The following is an 18105-nucleotide window of genomic DNA, read 5'->3' on the forward strand; positions in this document are numbered from 1 at the left end:
TTCCTTAAAAGTCATATTGACCTCGACGTTTGGCATCACGACGTTGCAAATAACTGATGATCTTTTTGCTGATGCGATGGCTCAGCCGCTCCCAACACGTCGGATTAATAATGATCCGCGCCTTGAAAAATGAGGGGCACAGCACTGCTGCATGAGAAACTTCTCCACACAACCCACACCCTACACAGCTATTCAATACTGTCACCACCGGATCAGTGCGTAGCGGATCAGGATTTGGTTTAATCGATAAGGAAGGACAGCCCGACAAGCGGATACAGGAGTGATCTCCCGTACAGGTATCATGATCGACCCCGAAACGTTCACGGACGATCCGCTGTCCCGCCACCATAGATTCCCTGATCTTTTTTTTCTCACGACGCTGTTTATTCAGCATGCATTCACTCTGCGCAATCACGACTTTCGGCCCTTTTTCGCCTGTTGTCAGTGCCTCACGCAAGGTATGGATCATGGTCTTAAGATCGTAAGTACGCTTGATCGTGCGTATCCATTTCACGCCAACGCCGTTGACCGCTTTTTCAATTTCATGGCCTGTACTACGGCTCGGATTAGATGCCATTGAAGATGGAATATCCTGCCCTCCCGTGGCAGAGGTGTAACTGTTGTCCACGATAATGGTCAAATTGTCGCTACGGTTAAAAACACCATTCGCGATGCCACTCGTCAGGCCGTTGTGCCAAAATCCACCATCGCCCATCACTGAAACCGCCCGCTTATTCGTTGCTGACGTATTCAGCGCTGCTGCACTCGCTGCGCCCAAGCCATAACCCATCGTGGTATTGCCCAGATTAAAAGGGGGCAGAATGGCAAACAGGTGGCAGCCAATGTCGGCACTGATATGATGTGCGCCTAATTCACGCTCGATCAGCTTCATTGCTGTAAAAATAGGGCGTTCCGGACAACCAGTACAGAATCCGGGTGGACGGGCATGGATGTTATCTTCCAGAGGATTTTGCGGTAAGGTGATAGCAGGAATACGTACCTGACAGGCGGCCACCGCACTCTCAATCGCAATTTTGCCGTAACGTTCGAGGAAAGCACGGAGTCCCGCCAGTACCGTCGCAGTGTTGTACTCCCCTGCCATCGGCAACAAATCTTTACCGTGTAATCGAGTGGAAATGCCACACTGACGTAAAATATTAGCAATATTTTGTTCTACAAAATTCGGCTGTCCTTCCTCCAGCACTAAAATCGCCTGCTTACCGTGACAAAAGCGATCAAATTCTTTATCAATCAGTGGATAGGCAACATTCATCACATACAGCGGGATCTCGCTCTGGCCGAAAACATCCGCCTTCCCAAGTAAATTCAAAGCACGGATCACGGTGTTATAGCAGCCACCTTGCAGGGCAATGCCAATGTCATCCGCATCTTTGGCAAAAAACTCATTCAACTCGTGCTGTTGAATAAAATGCACGGCAGCAGGCCAGCGATCCTGAACTTTCTCTTTTTCATGCAAAAAACTGGCTGGAGGCAGAACAATACGGCTGAGATCGCGTGTCGGATGCTCCAACGCATCTTTGATCATGAATTCAGGTACGCGATTTTCCGCACAAACAAACCGACCATGTACATGACAGGCACGAATGCGCATCTGCAACATAACCGGCGTATTACTGGCTTCCGACAGTTCAAACCCCATTTTCACCGCTTGCACGATCGAAGGCAGATTAGGACGTGGATCAAGCAACCAGATTTGGGATTTCATGGCGAAAGCATGACTGCGTTCCTGCATGATAGAAGAGCCTTCACCATAGTCTTCACCCACAATAATCAGTGCCCCACCAAGAACTCCACCGGACGCCAGATTTGCTAACGCATCCGAGGCAACGTTCGTGCCAACGGTAGCCTTAAATGTGACGGCTCCACGCAATGGATAATTAACCGAGGCAGCGAGGGTTGCCGCAGCAGTGGCTTCACTGGCACTGTTTTCAAAACGAATACCATACTCGGACAGAATATTTTGCGCATCTGCCAGTACATCCATCAGATGGGAAATGGGGGCGCCCTGATAACCAGCTATATACGCTACGCCAGATTCCAACAGTGCTTTTGTCACGGCCAGTATGCCTTCACCGCTGAAAATTTCGTCCTGACCCAGACGTAATTTTTTCACTTCCTCAACAAATGATCGCTCAGCCATGCTTACCTCATATTTTCTGCCTCAGACGTTCCAACTCTTTACTCAGCGATTTATCCATCTCTTTGCTCTTTGTAATGTTGTAATGTGGGTATGCATTAACGGTCAATGCATGATTTGTCATGTATGCAGTGTTTGGATAGAGCGTGCAGCGAGAGGATAAATTATCAGTAAAAACAGGCAGGAAATGAGAATACTTGAGATTAATTATCATCTGAATAATTAATAACGCATCTCATGAATATATTCACAATCATATATATTTCATTTAAACAAAATGTGGATACTGTAAGTAGAAAACGGAATAAACCGGAACTTGAAACGTTGTTTCTTTAATAAATTGTTCCTTTAATAAAACTGTCCCTTTAAAAATTCATCATCATATTAGCGGGGGATCTCTCACACAATCATAACAATTCTGTTATTGGCCGGAGTTATCTGAATGACGAGCAATTCACGATTTCACTATTATTCTGATCCAAGAAACGATTCCGGTGAGGAAAACTATTCCAGTAAAAAAAATTGTTCTGGCATAAAAAATCCGGAATCAAGATATTCAGATGCAAAATGTTCAGATCCCAAATATGTGGTATCAAAGATTGAGTCTCACCTCAATTCTCCAGACCATTTACTTTTTTCATCCAACGATCTTGATGAAGTGAAATCTATGGTCGGGCGGGTAATGCAGCCCCACCAATTAAATATACTGGGTAGCAGCCGGAAAATTAATGCCAAGATGCACTATATTCCGCTGGGTGATTTTTCCATGAGCCGGCTGCGTTACAGTGCTAACGTTAAAATTAATCCGGGAGCATTGGACGCCTTTTTTCTCGTTCAGATGCCGCTATCGGGCTGTGCCTGCATTGAAAGTGGCTGTCAGCATCTCGATTCTACCCCACATATGGCATCCGTTCTCAGCCCTGAACAAAACACATCCATGCGTTGGAATGCCGATAATGACCAATTTATGGTTAGGATCTCCCGCTCTCTGCTGGAAAGAACCCTTGTCGGTCAGCTAGGCCATCCGCTGGATCAACCGCTGGTATTTGAGTTGGGTTTTGAATGGCAGCATTGTCAAGCATGGCGCTGCTTGATGCTTTACCTGCTGGAATGCACTATCCAAGTGCCCAATATTTTGCAATACAAACTGATTACCAACCAGATGGAACAATTACTTTCGGTGACGTTGCTGTCTGTCCATCGGCATAATTACACTGACTCCCCTACCAACCGCCGGGGAGCTATTCGTCCACGACATGTACGGAAAGTGCAGGAATATTTACAAGCCCATGCCCACGAATCAATTACGGTAGAGCAGCTCGCCCAAGTGGCAGGAGTCAGCCTGCGTAGCCTCTACTCTGGTTTCAGGGATTTTTTGAATATCAGCCCAATGCAGTATTTACGCGACCTGCGTATGGAACACGTCCGCACAGAATTGCTGGCAGGAGAAGCCAGCAGCGTTACGGGAGTCGCCCTGCGTTGGGGGTTTGCCCACATGGGACGCTTTAGCGCAGAATACAAGGCCCGCTATGGTGAAACACCGAGTGAAAGTTTAAGACGTGGATGAATTTGAATATTCCTTTCATTGAGAGCTGTCATTGAAGCGTTGTGATTGAATAGTTGCCATTGAATAGTTGCCATTGAAATTACAGCCAACCAAAATAACACTTTAAGCCAAATAAACAGGCCATCTCACTAATGAATGCGCTGTTTTTTCGGGTGAATTCCCTCTACAATCCTGCTTGGAAAAATAATTTCCATTTAAGACAGGGCAGTTACTGATTGCCCAATAATTCAATCAGAAGCAGGAGCTTTACAATGGCAGTTTCTCTCGTAAAAGGTGGTAACGTCTCTCTCACTAAAGAAGCCCCTACCATGAATGTAGCTATGGTTGGTCTGGGTTGGGACGCACGAGTCACCGATGGTCAGGCTTTCGATCTTGATGCCACCGTATTTATGGTGGGAGAAGATAACAAGGTTCTGTCCGACGCTCATTTCATCTTCTTTAACAATAAAGTTAGTCCATGTGGTTCAGTTGAGCATCAGGGTGATAACCGTACCGGTGAAGGCGACGGTGACGATGAACAGGTAAAAATTGATCTGACTAAAATTCCGGCTGATGTTAAGAAACTGGTTTTTGCCGTCACTATCTATGATGCTGAAGGCCGTAAACAAAACTTCGGCATGGTAAACAGCAGCTTCATTCGCATCTACAACAACGATAATGGCACTGAAATCGCTCGTTTCGATCTGTCCGAAGATGCATCCACTGAAACGGCAATGCTCTTCGGTGAACTGTACCGCCACAACTCAGAGTGGAAATTCAAAGCGGTCGGTCAGGGTTTTGCCGGTGGGCTGTCAGCGCTGGCTGCACAGCATGGCGTAAACGTCTGATCACTATTTTTTCTACCAACCCCGGCAATAGCCGGGGTTGTTTCAATTAAAAGTTATATCTGTAAGAAACATCCACAAGGGACATTCACTACACTCTTAAAAGGATATCAGGAATGAATCTTCAGGCAGGACAGAATCTCGTTTTATCTACAACCTCTCTTCGATTAACACTCTCTTACCCAACAACGCCTTCTTTTCACAGTGAAGTGGATGCTTCCGCTTTTCTGTTAACCTCTAATGGGAAAGTCAGAGGAGATAGTGATTTCTACTTTTTCAATAACCCCGCCGCCGCAGACAACAGTCTGATTTTGGAAACGTCCCATCAAAGCAGCGTTATCACTGTAGATCTTGCAAAAATAGATGCCAATGTGAGCAAAATTGCTATCACGCTGGTGATAGACGGCCCGGATTCAGTTGCCGGTCTTCAGCAACTGACATTGACAGCTCAAAATGTTGCCACCTTTTCGGTTTCAACAGCGAACAGAACTGAAAAAGCAATCATTGTTGCAGAAATTTATCGGCATTCAGACAACTGGAAGCTCCGGGCTATCGGGCAAGGCTTCAATGGTGGGCTGGAGCCTCTGGCTGTAAATTTTGGTGTGGATGTGGAGCAACCCGCTTCTGCAAATCCACCACCGATCCCAACCATCAGTCTTGAGAAAAAACTACAAGATAAAGCGCCACGCCTCGTGAGCCTTGCCAAAAACGCAACCGTCAGCCTGAGTAAACACAACCTGCAATCGGTAAAGGCCCGGGTTGCATTTGTTCTTGATGCATCAGGATCAATGCATGCTCAATTCAAAAAAGGAAATGTTCAGGCTGTTCTGGATCGCATTGCGGTATTGGCCGTGCAATTTGACGATGACGGCTCTATGGATGTCTGGGGTTTTGCCGAGAAACACCAAAAGTATCAGGACGTGACCCTGGATAATCTTGATGGCTACATTCATGCAATACAGACCGCCATAAAACGTTCCATGTGGGAAATTCTCCCCGGCCTCGGCGGTACAAACAATGAACCGCCAGTCATGGAAGAAATTATCGACTTTTTTAAAGACAGTGACCTCCCTGTCTATGTTGTGTTTATTACGGACGGTGGCATCAATAAAACGCGTAAAATTAAGGATGCCATTCGACGTTCAGCTAACTACCCTATTTTTTGGAAGTTTGTTGGCTTGGGTGGCTCCAGATACGGAATACTGGAAGATCTCGATAACTTTACCGATCGTCGTCTGGATAACAGCCATTTCTTCGCGATCGACAATTTTGCGACCGTAAAAGAAGACGTACTGTACGACCTGTTATTGAAAGAGTTTAGAGACTGGTACGATGCCGCTGTTGCTGAACAGATCCTGTAGTTGTGAGCGCATAGTTGTGAGCATGTAGTTATTAATAGCTATTAATATATAGTTATAAGCGCCCCAAATTAGGGCGCTATGTCTACCCAAATCACTTATATGGAACATACAAAAAACGATAAAAACCCGGGTTAACCCACAGACTATCTTCCACGATATGTAATTCCTTATTTATCGCTCGAAGCTTCTGAAAGGAAACGCAATCAAAAAGAACAGGATCATTTTTTTCATTACATTTTTAATGACCATAGAGAGAATTTATCCCAATATTTCATAAAGTTTCTCAATTTCCTTTCTCCATATTTCCTGGCTTTTCAGCTTTTGGTGCTTTGGCTTTCTCGCCAAATCCTCAGCAAGATTCCGTTCCAGCACCACAATGCGCTGAAGTATTTCATCTTCACCGACTAATACTTCCAATTCATCATCAATGCGTTCTTGAGCCTTATCCTCTGATTTTTGAGAAAGGATCACTTTTTCGTTAATAAACTGATAATACCCATCACTGGACGTCACTTCTTCCAGCTTGCCATTTTTAATCAGCAAAAAGCGGTTGGCGATGTTATCGATAAATGCCCTGTCATGCGAAGTAATTAATATCGTTATATCGTTATTAATCAACTCACTTTCCAGCTCCATCTTGCCAAAAATATCCAAGTGGTTAGTCGGTTCATCGAGAATCAAAAAGTTGTGTTTATTTAATTTCAAGATTAAAAACATCAGCCTGGAACGTTCGCCACCGCTTAATCTTCCCACTAATTTATTAAAATCTGCGTATTCAAACCCTGCCGCAATCAGTTGTTGCTTACAGGCGATATCGTCAATATTCGGCGTGTTATTTCTTACCGCATCGAAAATCGATGCGTTTAGCGAGATTTTTTCCAGCTCCTGATCGAGATAGCCCATATTGCACTGCGGGGAAAAAGTGATGTTTTCAGTATCGTAAGCCGAATTATCCAACGGTTGATCATACTGATTTTTTGCTTGGTTATAGGCTTCAACAAGCGTATGGATCAGTGTGGATTTACCCACGCCATTATCACCCAGCAGTGCGATCCTATCTCCCGGCCTGATGTATAAACTATTAATAGAAAAAAGCGGGTTAAGTTGCCCATTTTGTTGATAGCCAATCCACTTTTCCTCAATCTGCAACATTTGCTTGGATTTGATCACATCAGCATCTAACGACAGGATATAAGTTTCTCCTTCGGTGATTCTGGTTTTGCTCTTTTCGAGTTTTTCAACCCGTTTCTCCATCGATTTGGCTTTTTTAGATAACTTGCCGTTATCGTAGATTTTCCCCCACAACGCTAAGCGTTTTGCGCTTTCTTGTATGCGCCGAATGTTCTTTTCTTCAGCTTTCAACCGCAAAGCATCCGCTTCATCTTTCTCCTGCAATGCTTCAAAAGCCTGAGTAAATGGCAGGGAAAATGCCATTAATTGTTGGTCACGTAAGAAAATCGTCTGATTAGTGACGTTATCCAGAAAGTTTCTATCGTGAGAAACGATAATAAAGGCACTCTTAAGGTTGTTATTAAAAAATTCCTCGAAAAATTTCAGGGTATTGGTATCTAAATGGTTACTGGGTTCGTCAAATAAAATAATATCAGGCTCTACGATTGCACTCATGGCAAACATTAATTTTGTCTTTTGCCCACCGCTAAGATCAGCAACTTTAGTCATAAAATCTGCATTTTGAAAGCCAAAATCATAAAGCATCGAGACGGCTTTATAATCACCATATTCATCCACTTGTTTCACTTTTTGCGTTATACATTCCAGCAAAGTCATTTCAAGCAATGAATCGTCGATAAACTGAGAAACCATTTCCAATCTCAGGCCATTGGCATATTCAATCAGCCCCTCATCCGGTTTTTCAATGCCAGCCAGTAGCTTGAGTAAATGCGTTTTACCCGTACCGTTATAGCCAACCAACGCAATTTTATCGTTCTCTTTAATGGTTATAGTCAGGTTGTTAAATAATGGTTTTGAATTAATGCTAAAGTTAGCTTTATTACAATTAATTAGCGTTGACATTTATTATGTTTCCATCGTAATGCTTTTATTAATCGCATAATCATGCTGCGTTATTTTTAATCAAATTTATATAGTTAAAGGCAACACAGGTCAAGTTATTGTCGGGTAAGTAAAGCAGATCACAGTGATATTTTATCTACCAAATCGTTATTATTATTTTTTTAATCAACTTATATCCCCAAAAGTATAGGTAACTATATGGCGGGTATAAAAACAAACGCTACCCATATTGCTGAGCAGCGTTTTTATTTTTTACCATGTGATTTTATTTTCCTATAAGTCTTTAATTTTTTATTGCTTAAAATTCAATTCATTAAAATCTTATTCCTCTATAAAAAATAAACCAGTATCAGAATGGAATCGCCGCTTTTAAGAAAATTTGCGAACCTGCCGGACGGTTATTCACAGCAAAGTCTTTTTGCCATTTTGCTGCGATTAGCCAGCCTTTATCATTGGCATAACGAATGGATGGGCCAATCGCTAATGCACTTGCTTTGCCCTGTGCTGAATTTGGGCCACTGTCATTCGTGATCTGCTGGAAGATATAACCGCCAATTCCTGCCACAAAACCATTTCCAAATCCCCATCCCAATGCATAATCCGCATGGAGAGCCTGACCAGAAGTCGTTTCGGTTTCGCTGTTTTTAAAATTGAAATCATACATCACTTTCAAATCTGCATTGATGCCATAAGCAGGAAAATAGCTAATCGCTCCAACAGGTTGAGCTGTCCAGTAATTTTTCCCCAAGCTAGAGAGGTCATTGCGATCGTAGTGACCTGTCGGTGCGTTGACATTCACGCCAAGAACATAAGCCAAATCGGGGGCAGGGTGATAACCCAACGCCGGACCAAAAGTGATATCCCCTATTCCCTTGCTATTATCGTGATGACCAGCAACATCAGTGGTTACATCCAATAACGGAACGACCGCATGATAAGCCAGTTGACCACCCAAAACTGGCTGTTCCGTCACCCAAACCAGCCGGGGTGCAAGAACATTCACGTTAACTTTAAACCCAGGTACCGGGATCTGTTCACCGTGATTTCCCACCAGCTTGTTATAGTGAATATGCCCGCCATAAAACAGCGCATAAACACCCGGAGGGGGTAAAGCACCAGACAAATAGTTATCCAGACCATCTGGATAAGCACCAACACCACCGCCTTCTGTTGCCATCACTGAAGTACTCAATATAAAAGTACTCAATAGTGATAGCGTGATCAATCGTGATAGCGTGATTGAATAAATGCAATGCCTGAATTTTATCGTCATATAACCTTCCTCTTTGCAAGAGATGAATGAACAAGGGGTAAAAAATGACGGGCTGATTTGATCAGCGCCGAGCAAGTTGACGGGCAACAAGATAACCAGAAGTACCGCCCAGTCCCGGGCCGGGGTGAGTTGAAGCCCCAATATGAAATACATTGCTGATGGGAGTTTGATGCGCCTTCGCACCTTGAGAAGAGGCAAAAGGACGCAACCAGAAAAACTGATCGGGAGAGCAAATACCTGAATAGGGATCGCCCCCGACCAAATTACAATTCAATGCTTGTAAATCTGCCGGAGAATATGCCTTACGCCCAACAATTGAGGATGAAAAACCGGGCATTACGGTTTCCAGACGCGCCTGCACACGATCGGCCATCACTTCACGGACGGCTTCATTCCATTTGCCATCAATGGGGATCGAAATTTCTCCCAACGCATCGCCTTTCAAATACGTAGGTAATTCCTGTAATTGAACCCACAAGATCCATCCTTCTTCCGGGGCACGGGAAGGATCAAGGGCTGTGGGCTGCCCAATACCCAATGTCGGATGGCCCGGCAAATAACCATTATTGGCCTGCGTCACTGACAGGCATACCTGTTCCATGCTCTCCGTTAAATGGATCAATGGCACATGGAGTAATTCCGGCTCACACCACGGCGGCAGTGCATTCAGGGCAAAATGAATCTGCATGCACCCGCGCCCATAACGGTAACTCCTCGCCCGTTGCCAGACGCTATCCGGCACATTCTCCAATAAGCGGCCATAAAGCTGTTGCGGTGTCACATTGCACACCACCGATTCACTGGCCTGATAAACTTTTCCTGCCACCATCACGCCAGACGCTCGTCGCTTGCTCCCTTGCCCCTGAGTGATGATCCGGTGGACTCGGGCATCTGTGATAAGCTGGCCGCCATGCTGTTCAATGATCGTCCTAAGCGCTTCCACCACGCGGGCACTACCTCCTTTTACCACAGGCATTCCCCCAGCAACCACAGCAGCAAAGGTCAATTTGCCAATCAGGGCTGAACTGGCATCATCCGGCCCCAATCCCGTATGCAATACCCATGGTGCAATCAGGGCACGACTGAAATCAGACTGTAATTCACGCTCAGACCAACGCCGGAAAGTTTCCAGTGAATGACTGGCAAACGCGGTCAATCCATCTATCCCGCGTTTGCGCCACTCAGAGAACAATAACTTGAATATTTCCAAGCCATAAGGGTCATTCCCCAACAAGCCAAAGTTCAGTGCAGCATCATCATGGAGAATTTGCTGTGCCATACGGTTCAATGCGGCTCCATCTCCCAGCGAAATTTCATCAAGACGCTGAGAGGAAGCCAGAATATCCCGCGTTAAGGCAATCGCCTTACCATTCGGCTGTACTAACCCGGTTGAGTAATCACTCTGTATAAATTCCACCCCTGCCTTTTCCAGCTCAGGTTGAAGTACTTGATAAGCAGGACAGGCCAAAAACAGCGGATACCAGCAGGAAAGCACATCATGGGTGTAGCCGGGGAAAAGTTCCTCCGTTCGGATGCAGCCGCCCGGCACACTATTTTGTTCCAGTACCAAAACAGATTTACCCCATATCGCCAGTAAGGCCGCACAAACCAGTGAATTGATACCACTGCCCACGATGATCACTTGTGGCTTGGATTTACTCATTGTGTCTTTCCTCAAAGATTGTGGCGCTCCTCAAAGGGACTCAAGCAATGCCAGTACACGCAGCGGACTCCCTGATCCTCCTTCAATTTTGAGAGGGGCGGCAATAAGTACCACACCAGTGGGTGGCAACAAATCGAGGTTTTTCAGGCATTGCAGGCCATATTTATTCGCCCCGTGCATCAAGGTATGGCAAGGGTAAGCCAATGGCCACGTGTAGGACTGGCCTGCGTCAGTATTGATGGTTTCAACGCCAAATCCACGGATATCACGCTGCTGGATCAACCACTCGACCGCTTCCTGACTCGGCCCCGGCGTATGGGCGCCATCATCACGCATATTAAGGAAGCGAACCGGATCGTCTGCCCGCTTTGACCAATCTGTTCTGAACAGTAGCCATGCTCCCGTAGAAATGCGCCCGTACTGCTCCTCCCAGGACTGTAAAAACTCGACCGTCAACACCCAGTCAGGATCTTGTGCCGCCTGCGAGCTGGCATCGACCACCACCGCTGGCGCCACAAAATTATGCAAGGGAATAGAATTGAGGGAACACCTTCCGATGTTTCCTGCACCGGAATATCCTGAAATTTGTTTTCCACCCTCGGATTGGCAAAACGCAATGCCAACTCCTGATGATCACACCCAAGAATGCTGATCGTGAAATATTCACAATCACGAAACACCGACAGATTAGGTGAATGATTGACCAGACTCCAGAGCACCAATGGCGGTTCCAACGAAAGCGAAGCAAATGAGTTGATAGTCAAGCCCACGTTACGTCCGTCAGCAGTACGTGTTGCAACAACGGCAACCCCTGTCGGGTAATTGCCCAAGAGTGTTCGCAACGCTCTAGTTTCAAATTCGGTTGCTCCCCATTCGGTATCCAGCAACAGCACCTGACTGTTCAATATATTCATGTTCATGGCGATCCTCCTTGCTCAAACCCGAATTTCTTCGGTCATCTGCGAATGGATATAAGCGTCACAAATAAGACTGTCCTCCCACCAAGGAAACAGCACAGGGGGATAATTGAAAGCATTGGCAATAGTGTTGGCAAGTGTCGGGGAGTGCTGGGCAGAACCTAATAAATGCAGGATATGTGGCTTCGGCGGAGCAAGCAGGCTGTTTGTCCACTCCACAACATAGCGGCCATAATCCCAGAAGCGTTCGAAAGTGTCGTTCATCCATTCAGCCGTAAAAGGTTTATCCCCATGAGCAAGAATAGCTTCGTAATACACTTTGCAGGCCTTGGTCGCATTATTGGAACCCTGCCCTGTCAGCGGATCGTTCGTAACCACTGCATCACCCAATCCAAAAATCTGGCGACCAGAAGGCAATGTCAGCACAGGCTTACGTACCATTGGCGCAAAACGCCCAGTCAGAATACCGTTTTCATCGGTGAGTTCGATCTGCTTACAACGCTCGGCTTCCCACGGTAAAAAAGTTTTAAGGATCTGCTGACTATAGGCCAGATGTTCCTGTGGCGTTCTGGCACCGCTCAAACCATCCATTGCTCCCCCCGGTAACCCTTCAAAAACCATGATGTCACAAGGACCATTCAGGGTCAGGGCAGGAAAAACGAAATATTCCCCCACGCCGGGGATCAGGTTAAAAGACACACGGGAATATTCCGGCGTTGGCAACATGCCATTCACATAGGTCAAGGCCAATGCACGCTGAGGTTTATCATAAGGAGAATGTGAAGCATCACGCTCAAACAATGTTACAATATCCCCCTTTCCTCCCGCCAGAATGACCAGATCATGACTACCCGCCAGTCGCTCTAACCCGATAATATCTACATTGCTGATCTCCAGATTACCGCCCCGGGAAACGAACTGTTCCAGCCAAAATGGCATTTTGAGACGCTGATCAACGGCTTGAGCGTATTTATCGAGCCGGGCACTTCCACGCAATTACCTTTTCGTTGGAAATTTCAGGATGGGGAACGGCGAAACCAATACCTTCCACAGGCGGACATTGAGATTCCCAGTGATTCAACCCTAAATCACGTTCAAATTGCAAAGAGGAATCGAACATACACTGGCTCGACATAACCCGACCATTGCAAACATCATCAGGCGTGCGATTGGTAACAACAGTTACCTGATAGCCCTTGTCAAGCAGACCAAGGGCCAGAGGCAGTCCAGCTTGGCCACCTCCCACGATAGCTATACGACGCATATATTTTCCTCTTTATTTTGGATTTCTGAACCGAACCTATTCCGTCAGACGTGGAATAGCGGGTTTCGCCTGCTCAGGCCCCATAGCTGAATAGCCTCCATCAACGGCGTAATCTGCTCCAGTTACAAAACTCGCCAAATCTGACAGGAGAAATGCCACCACCTGAGCGATCTCTTCGGGATCGCCCACCCGGCCAAGCAGGTGATAATCGGCCGCGACTTCATCCGTTTTCTGGCGATTGCCTTGAGTCAGCTCATCCATGACCCGTGACCAAGTCCAGCCTGGCGAGACGGAATTAACACGAATGCGGTCGGGGGCATAATCCATTGCCATGTTGCGGGTGATTTGCAGTAAGGTGGCTTTTGAGGCGGGATATAACCAACGCCCTGTCTGGGCAATAGAAGATGAAATGCTGGTGAAGTTAACAATGGCCCCACCTCCCGCAGCAATGAGATGAGGACGCGCAAACTGCGCCGCTCTGACGGCACTGACCACATTAATATTCAAGGCAGCCAGCCATATCTCACGGTTGGAATTGGCACCATCATCCAGATAAGTTGTCGCGAGATTGACGAGATAATCCAGACGATCATAATGGGCAACAACTTCAAGCACTCCCTGAGAAAGCTGTTTATCGTCAGTGAGATCGACATGCCAAAAGCGGATGGATTCAGGTTGTAGGCTGGCGGCTTTTTCCCCACCTTCCTGATCAATATCAAAAATCGCAACCTTAACACCATATTCACTCAATACCTTGGCAACGGCCGCGCCAATTTTGGTCGCCCCACCCGTGACAATAGCAACTTTATTATTTAAGCCCTTCATGAGTGCCCCTCTTTTCGTCATGAGGGGTTAATCATTACGTGAAATATAAAATTTCAAATAGCCGCTATATGCAAACAAGATCCATCTAGTGCAGGTATACAATGAATATTGCAAGAAAAATAAGACACTATCCAAATAGTGAGTTTGATATCCAATAATATTGGTAAATTTAATGCTTGATTATTTAAATATATTATTAACTGATAAATAGAGTCATAAACATAAAAAATCGCACCCAATATTGAATGCGATTTTTGTCTGAAAACATTAGATTTTGGGAGACACTCCCTGACTATTTCTATTTATTGGCTTAAAAACGATATCCTACGCCAATATTAAAGCCATTGATGCCAAAGTTTTTGTCATAATGTTTTGCTGAAGCCCCCTCATAGCCAGCATAAAGGCTAATGTTTTGAATTGGATTAACTTCTACTCCAGCCCCATAAACGAAATTAGTTGATTTGCTATCTGCTTTTCCAGTAATAGAAGTTATTCTTCTGTTTATTTTAATAGACTTGCTAACAGATACGTCTAATGTTGAATGTGCAAATCCCAATAAGCCATATACACTCACATAATCATTGATACGATAGGCAGGACCGGCCACCAATGAATAATATTTCACATCTAGACTTCCTTTCTCAATAGAATCTTCAGACTTATAGTTGCCATTTTTATCACCTTTCATATAGGTGAATGAGCCAATAATACTGACAGGAGAATCCCATTCATAACGGTAATGAAGATTCACTCCGCGAATATCTTTAAAATTTTGCACTTTACTTTGTGCATAGCCTACTGCAACAGTATGCGAATCTGCATAAGCGAATGAACCATATATAAAACCAGATACAACTACAGTTGCAAGAAGCGATTTTCTCATCACCATTATTATTACCCTTGATATCTAATTAGCGTTAAAAGTATAGATACTTTCTGTAAGACTCTCTGACGAACTCCAATAAATGTGAATTATATTGAATTATCAATATCATGTTATACCATTACTTATAGATATATTTCATTACAGAAATCAAATGAATACCGCCTTACCCCAGATATCAAATTGATATCTATTGATATTTATTTTTGATATTGTTAAATCACCCTGTCATTTTGTAAATCATCTATAATGGCGCTCTCATTTAGTAACTTAACAATAAGATAGAAGAATGGTATTGATATGCTTCACTCTTCAATCTACCCAAGGGACCTGAACCACTACATCAAATCAATCGAAACCAAAGCACCACTATTTTTGATTGTCACTCTCGAATGCAAATATCACTTTAATTAACCAAAGGAAATGACAATGAAATTAGAAACACTATCCATCCATGCAGGCTATTCACCCGATCCTACAACAAAAGCCGTTGCTGTCCCCATTTATCAAACAACGTCTTATGCCTTTGATGATTCCCAGCATGGTGCTGATCTATTTGATTTAAAAGTTGAAGGCAACATTTACTCCCGCATAATGAACCCGACCAACGATGTACTGGAGAAACGCGTCGCTGCTTTGGAAGGAGGTATTGGGGCACTTACGGTTGCTTCAGGGATGGCGGCAATCACTTACGCTATTCAAACCATTGCCAGCGTGGGAGATAACATTGTCTCGGTGGCAAAACTATACGGTGGAACTTATAACTTGATGGCACACACTTTCCCAAATATTGGGATTGAAACCCGTTTCGTTGCTCATGACGATATTGCTGCCATTGAAGAGATGATTGATCAGAAAACCAAAGCAATATATTGCGAATCCATAACCAACCCAAGTGGAAACATCGTTGATATTAAGGCACTGGCAGATATTGCCCACTGGCACGGTATTCCTCTGATTGTCGATAATACTGTCGCCACACCTTATTTATGCCGCCCGTTTGAACATGGTGCAGATATCGTTATCCATTCCCTGACCAAATATATTGGGGGCCACGGCACTTCTATTGGCGGAATAATTGTTGATTCCGGGCAGTTCCCCTGGACAAAGTACCAAGAACGCTTTGCTATTTTAAGTACACCGGATGCTTCATACCACGGGATCACCTATACCGAACACTTTGGTGCTGCTGCCTTTATCGCGCGTTGCCGCGTCGGGCCACTGCGTAGCACGGGAGCCGCACTCTCTCCTTTCAATGCTTTTCTCATCTTACAAGGGCTTGAAACATTGGCACTTCGTATGGAACGTCATGCTGAAAATGCCCTGAAAGTTGCGCAATATCTGGAAAAACATCCTCAGGTATCATGGGTTAAATATGCAGGATTACCGACACACCCAGAACATGATTTGGCCGTCCGTTACATGGATGGAAAACCTTCTTCAATTCTTTCTTTCGGCATTAAAGGAGGCGAAGAAGCAGGTATACGTTTTATTGATGCGTTACAACTGATTGTACGCTTGGTCAATATTGGAGATGCTAAATCATTGGCTTGTCACCCTGCCTCAACAACCCACCGTCAGCTCAATGATGAAGAAATGGTAAAAGCAGGTGTGTCACGGGATCTGATTCGCCTATCCATTGGTATCGAGCACAGTGATGACATTATTGCCGATCTGTCACAAGCACTAGACGCAGCAAAATAATTGTTAATATTGTTTCTATTTAAATAAGCATTAGTAATCTATCGGTATCAATAAATATTGATACCGATAGATATAGTTATTAAAAACATGATACATGTCATATAAACAAAAAAATAACCATCCTTGGGCAAGACCGAATTTCCGTTAGATATGAACAAGGACTGGCTAAAACCAGCCCTCAACTATCAGGCCTTAAATGTGATCCACGGCCTAACTCTTGCCACTGATTGAATTAACCCAGCCTGTTCCTGAATTTCAATCACGGGCGTAATCGGCTTATAAGCAGCGGGAGCCTCTTCACACAAACGCTCATTTTTCAAGGTGATACACTACCACGGTAATTGGCTGCTTTTTTGGATATCGGGTAATTTACCACGCATTTCCTGACGCCTTACTGAACGTCCCGCACCATGTGAACACGACCAAAGCCAATCTGAGTTACCTTTTCCCATTACCAGATAGGAATAATCGCCCATTGAACCGGGGATCAACGCCAATTCTCCTGCCCGCGCAGGTGTTGCACCTTTACGGTGGAGATTCATTCCCTGTTCAGGAAAAATAATATTATGCGAAAGATCGACAATCATCTGGCTGTTATCCTGCGCAAATACCTTCTGCCATGCCGAACGAACCAGCTCAGTCAGAACAATGCGATTGGCCCACGCATAACGTGCCGCCACCCCCATTGCCAATAAATATTCCTGAGCATGCTCATCCGTCAAACCAAACAAGCCAGATGCCGGATATTTTTCCCCAGCAGGCCACAATGCTCTTGCTTTATCCACCCAACGCTGGCCGATATAGAACCCGACATCGCGTGAACCAGTGTGGATCATCATCAACACTTCACCTTCGCGCAAACCAGCAGCATAAGCCGCATGTCTATCCAGAATGGTATCGACGATTTGCAGTTCAACAAAGTGATTGCCGGAACCCACTGTGCCCAAACTGGCTGGGCGGATAATTTCCCGTTGCTCAAAAAAAGCTTCTGGTGCATAGCGGCTATGGGACTGTACTGCCTGCGTACTCAGTATGGCACTTAATTCAGTATACATACGCTTAAAATTAGCCTGTTGCCAAACACCCTGTTGAGGTAAAGCCTGTAACCATGCTTCCAGTCCTTCATCAAACAGGGCACTAAATGAATTTGGCGTCACGGGCACATCACGCTGATCCAGCAACAACGTATTTTTTAGATGTTGAACCAATGCCTCTTTCTGAGCATTCGCTTCCTCATAACGCATTCCCGTTGTGAGCAGACGCATCCCACAATTAATATCAGTGCCAATCGCGGCAGGGATCACCAGATCTTTTGTGGCTGCCACGATACTGCCAACCGGCGCTATCGCTCCCGGATGAAAATCAGGCGTCGCTCGGGTTTGGCAAACTTTGGCATCACTGCCGGGGACTCGCACTGAAGCAAGGTCAAGTAATTGCTGTACCGCCTTTTCTTCCAAAGGTAAGGATTCAGGTAACAGCACTTCGGCTTCAATTTGGTTCCGTTTGAAACGATAAATATTGTTTTCGTAATGAGTTTCGATTCCTTGACGGAATAGACGTTTTTGTAAACGATTTAATGTAGACATGTTCGCTACCTAGAAAAACAAAAGTACGCTTCTTCCGTTTTGATGG

General features: G+C 45.0%; 14 protein-coding genes and 1 pseudogene. 4 read left to right on the plus strand and 11 right to left on the minus strand.

Annotation, left to right across the window (positions count from 1 at the left end; all coding sequences use genetic code 11):
• Positions 1 to 4 precede the first annotated feature (4 nt).
• A complete protein-coding gene (locus tag Xhom_RS01585; protein ID WP_069317122.1) occupies positions 5 to 2161 on the minus strand; it encodes a thiamine pyrophosphate-dependent enzyme in 2157 nt (718 codons plus the stop codon).
• A 439-nt stretch (positions 2162 to 2600) separates the two neighbouring features.
• Between Xhom_RS01585 and Xhom_RS01590 the strand changes: the two genes are divergently transcribed.
• The 3 genes from Xhom_RS01590 to Xhom_RS01600 all read left to right on the plus strand — a co-directional run bounded on the left by Xhom_RS01590 (position 2601) and on the right by Xhom_RS01600 (position 5910).
• A complete protein-coding gene (locus Xhom_RS01590) occupies positions 2601 to 3725 on the plus strand; it encodes an AraC family transcriptional regulator (RefSeq protein ID WP_099139634.1) in 1125 nt (374 codons plus the stop codon).
• Between the two features lie 251 nt (positions 3726 to 3976).
• Positions 3977 to 4552: a TerD family protein gene (locus tag Xhom_RS01595; protein ID WP_069317123.1), complete on the plus strand. Its 576-nt coding sequence runs from the start codon at positions 3977 to 3979 to the stop codon at positions 4550 to 4552.
• A gap of 113 nt (positions 4553 to 4665) precedes the next feature.
• Entirely contained in the window at positions 4666 to 5910 is a 1245-nt protein-coding gene (locus Xhom_RS01600; RefSeq protein ID WP_069317124.1) for a VWA domain-containing protein, read from the plus strand.
• A gap of 258 nt (positions 5911 to 6168) precedes the next feature.
• Here Xhom_RS01600 and Xhom_RS01605 read toward each other — a convergent pair whose 3' ends face one another.
• From Xhom_RS01605 to Xhom_RS01640, 9 genes are all read right to left on the minus strand, one after another.
• Entirely contained in the window at positions 6169 to 7944 is a 1776-nt protein-coding gene (locus tag Xhom_RS01605; RefSeq protein WP_069317125.1) for an ABC-F family ATP-binding cassette domain-containing protein, read from the minus strand.
• 349 nt (positions 7945 to 8293) lie between these two features.
• Entirely contained in the window at positions 8294 to 9217 is a 924-nt protein-coding gene (locus Xhom_RS01610) for a SphA family protein (RefSeq protein WP_069317126.1), read from the minus strand.
• Positions 9218 to 9278: 61 nt separating this feature from the next.
• Positions 9279 to 10880 (minus strand): phytoene desaturase family protein, encoded by a 1602-nt coding sequence (locus Xhom_RS01615; RefSeq protein WP_069317127.1) that lies wholly within the window; start codon positions 10878 to 10880, stop codon positions 9279 to 9281.
• Positions 10881 to 10910: 30 nt separating this feature from the next.
• Positions 10911 to 11381 carry a cyclase family protein gene (locus Xhom_RS01620; protein WP_232326125.1) on the minus strand — a complete coding sequence of 157 codons (471 nt, stop codon included), beginning with the start codon at positions 11379 to 11381 and terminating at the stop codon, positions 10911 to 10913.
• Positions 11333 to 11800, minus strand: coding sequence for a flavin reductase family protein (locus Xhom_RS01625; protein ID WP_232326128.1), 468 nt, complete (start codon positions 11798 to 11800; stop codon positions 11333 to 11335). Before Xhom_RS01625 ends, Xhom_RS01620 begins: the two co-directional genes overlap by 49 nt.
• Positions 11801 to 11815: 15 nt before the next feature.
• Positions 11816 to 12793, minus strand: coding sequence for a styrene monooxygenase/indole monooxygenase family protein (locus tag Xhom_RS01630; protein WP_232326130.1), 978 nt, complete (start codon positions 12791 to 12793; stop codon positions 11816 to 11818).
• Entirely contained in the window at positions 12768 to 13061 is a 294-nt protein-coding gene (locus Xhom_RS36270; RefSeq protein WP_232326132.1) for an NAD(P)-binding domain-containing protein, read from the minus strand. The genes Xhom_RS01630 and Xhom_RS36270 overlap by 26 nt, the downstream gene beginning before the upstream one ends.
• A gap of 36 nt (positions 13062 to 13097) precedes the next feature.
• Positions 13098 to 13886 carry an SDR family oxidoreductase gene (locus tag Xhom_RS01635; RefSeq protein ID WP_069317128.1) on the minus strand — a complete coding sequence of 263 codons (789 nt, stop codon included), beginning with the start codon at positions 13884 to 13886 and terminating at the stop codon, positions 13098 to 13100.
• A 310-nt stretch (positions 13887 to 14196) separates the two neighbouring features.
• Entirely contained in the window at positions 14197 to 14775 is a 579-nt protein-coding gene (locus Xhom_RS01640; RefSeq protein ID WP_069317129.1) for an Ail/Lom family outer membrane beta-barrel protein, read from the minus strand.
• A 423-nt stretch (positions 14776 to 15198) separates the two neighbouring features.
• Between Xhom_RS01640 and Xhom_RS01645 the strand changes: the two genes are divergently transcribed.
• Positions 15199 to 16473 carry a bifunctional O-acetylhomoserine aminocarboxypropyltransferase/cysteine synthase gene (locus Xhom_RS01645; RefSeq protein WP_069317130.1) on the plus strand — a complete coding sequence of 425 codons (1275 nt, stop codon included), beginning with the start codon at positions 15199 to 15201 and terminating at the stop codon, positions 16471 to 16473.
• Positions 16474 to 16658: 185 nt separating this feature from the next.
• Here the strand turns inward: Xhom_RS01645 and Xhom_RS01650 are convergent.
• Positions 16659 to 18059: pseudogene (locus Xhom_RS01650) on the minus strand (RtcB family protein).
• Between the last annotated feature and the right edge of the window lie 46 nt (positions 18060 to 18105).

Origin of the sequence: Xenorhabdus hominickii (assembly GCF_002632725.1) — a bacterium.
In the GTDB taxonomy this organism is placed as follows: domain Bacteria; phylum Pseudomonadota; class Gammaproteobacteria; order Enterobacterales; family Enterobacteriaceae; genus Xenorhabdus; species Xenorhabdus hominickii.

Bases quoted from the DNA above. Each gene is read 5' to 3' on its own strand.
- Xhom_RS01585 (WP_069317122.1), bottom strand. From the start codon at position 2,161: ATGGCTGAGCGATCATTTGTTGAGGAAGTGAAAAAATTACGTCTGGGT.
- Xhom_RS01590 (WP_099139634.1), top strand. From the start codon at position 2,601: ATGACGAGCAATTCACGATTTCACTATTATTCTGATCCAAGAAACGAT.
- Xhom_RS01595 (WP_069317123.1), top strand. From the start codon at position 3,977: ATGGCAGTTTCTCTCGTAAAAGGTGGTAACGTCTCTCTCACTAAAGAA.
- Xhom_RS01600 (WP_069317124.1), top strand. From the start codon at position 4,666: ATGAATCTTCAGGCAGGACAGAATCTCGTTTTATCTACAACCTCTCTT.
- Xhom_RS01605 (WP_069317125.1), bottom strand. From the start codon at position 7,944: ATGTCAACGCTAATTAATTGTAATAAAGCTAACTTTAGCATTAATTCA.
- Xhom_RS01610 (WP_069317126.1), bottom strand. From the start codon at position 9,217: ATGACGATAAAATTCAGGCATTGCATTTATTCAATCACGCTATCACGA.
- Xhom_RS01615 (WP_069317127.1), bottom strand. From the start codon at position 10,880: ATGAGTAAATCCAAGCCACAAGTGATCATCGTGGGCAGTGGTATCAAT.
- Xhom_RS01625 (WP_232326128.1), bottom strand. From the start codon at position 11,800: ATGAACATGAATATATTGAACAGTCAGGTGCTGTTGCTGGATACCGAA.
- Xhom_RS36270 (WP_232326132.1), bottom strand. From the start codon at position 13,061: ATGCGTCGTATAGCTATCGTGGGAGGTGGCCAAGCTGGACTGCCTCTG.
- Xhom_RS01635 (WP_069317128.1), bottom strand. From the start codon at position 13,886: ATGAAGGGCTTAAATAATAAAGTTGCTATTGTCACGGGTGGGGCGACC.
- Xhom_RS01640 (WP_069317129.1), bottom strand. From the start codon at position 14,775: ATGGTGATGAGAAAATCGCTTCTTGCAACTGTAGTTGTATCTGGTTTT.
- Xhom_RS01645 (WP_069317130.1), top strand. From the start codon at position 15,199: ATGAAATTAGAAACACTATCCATCCATGCAGGCTATTCACCCGATCCT.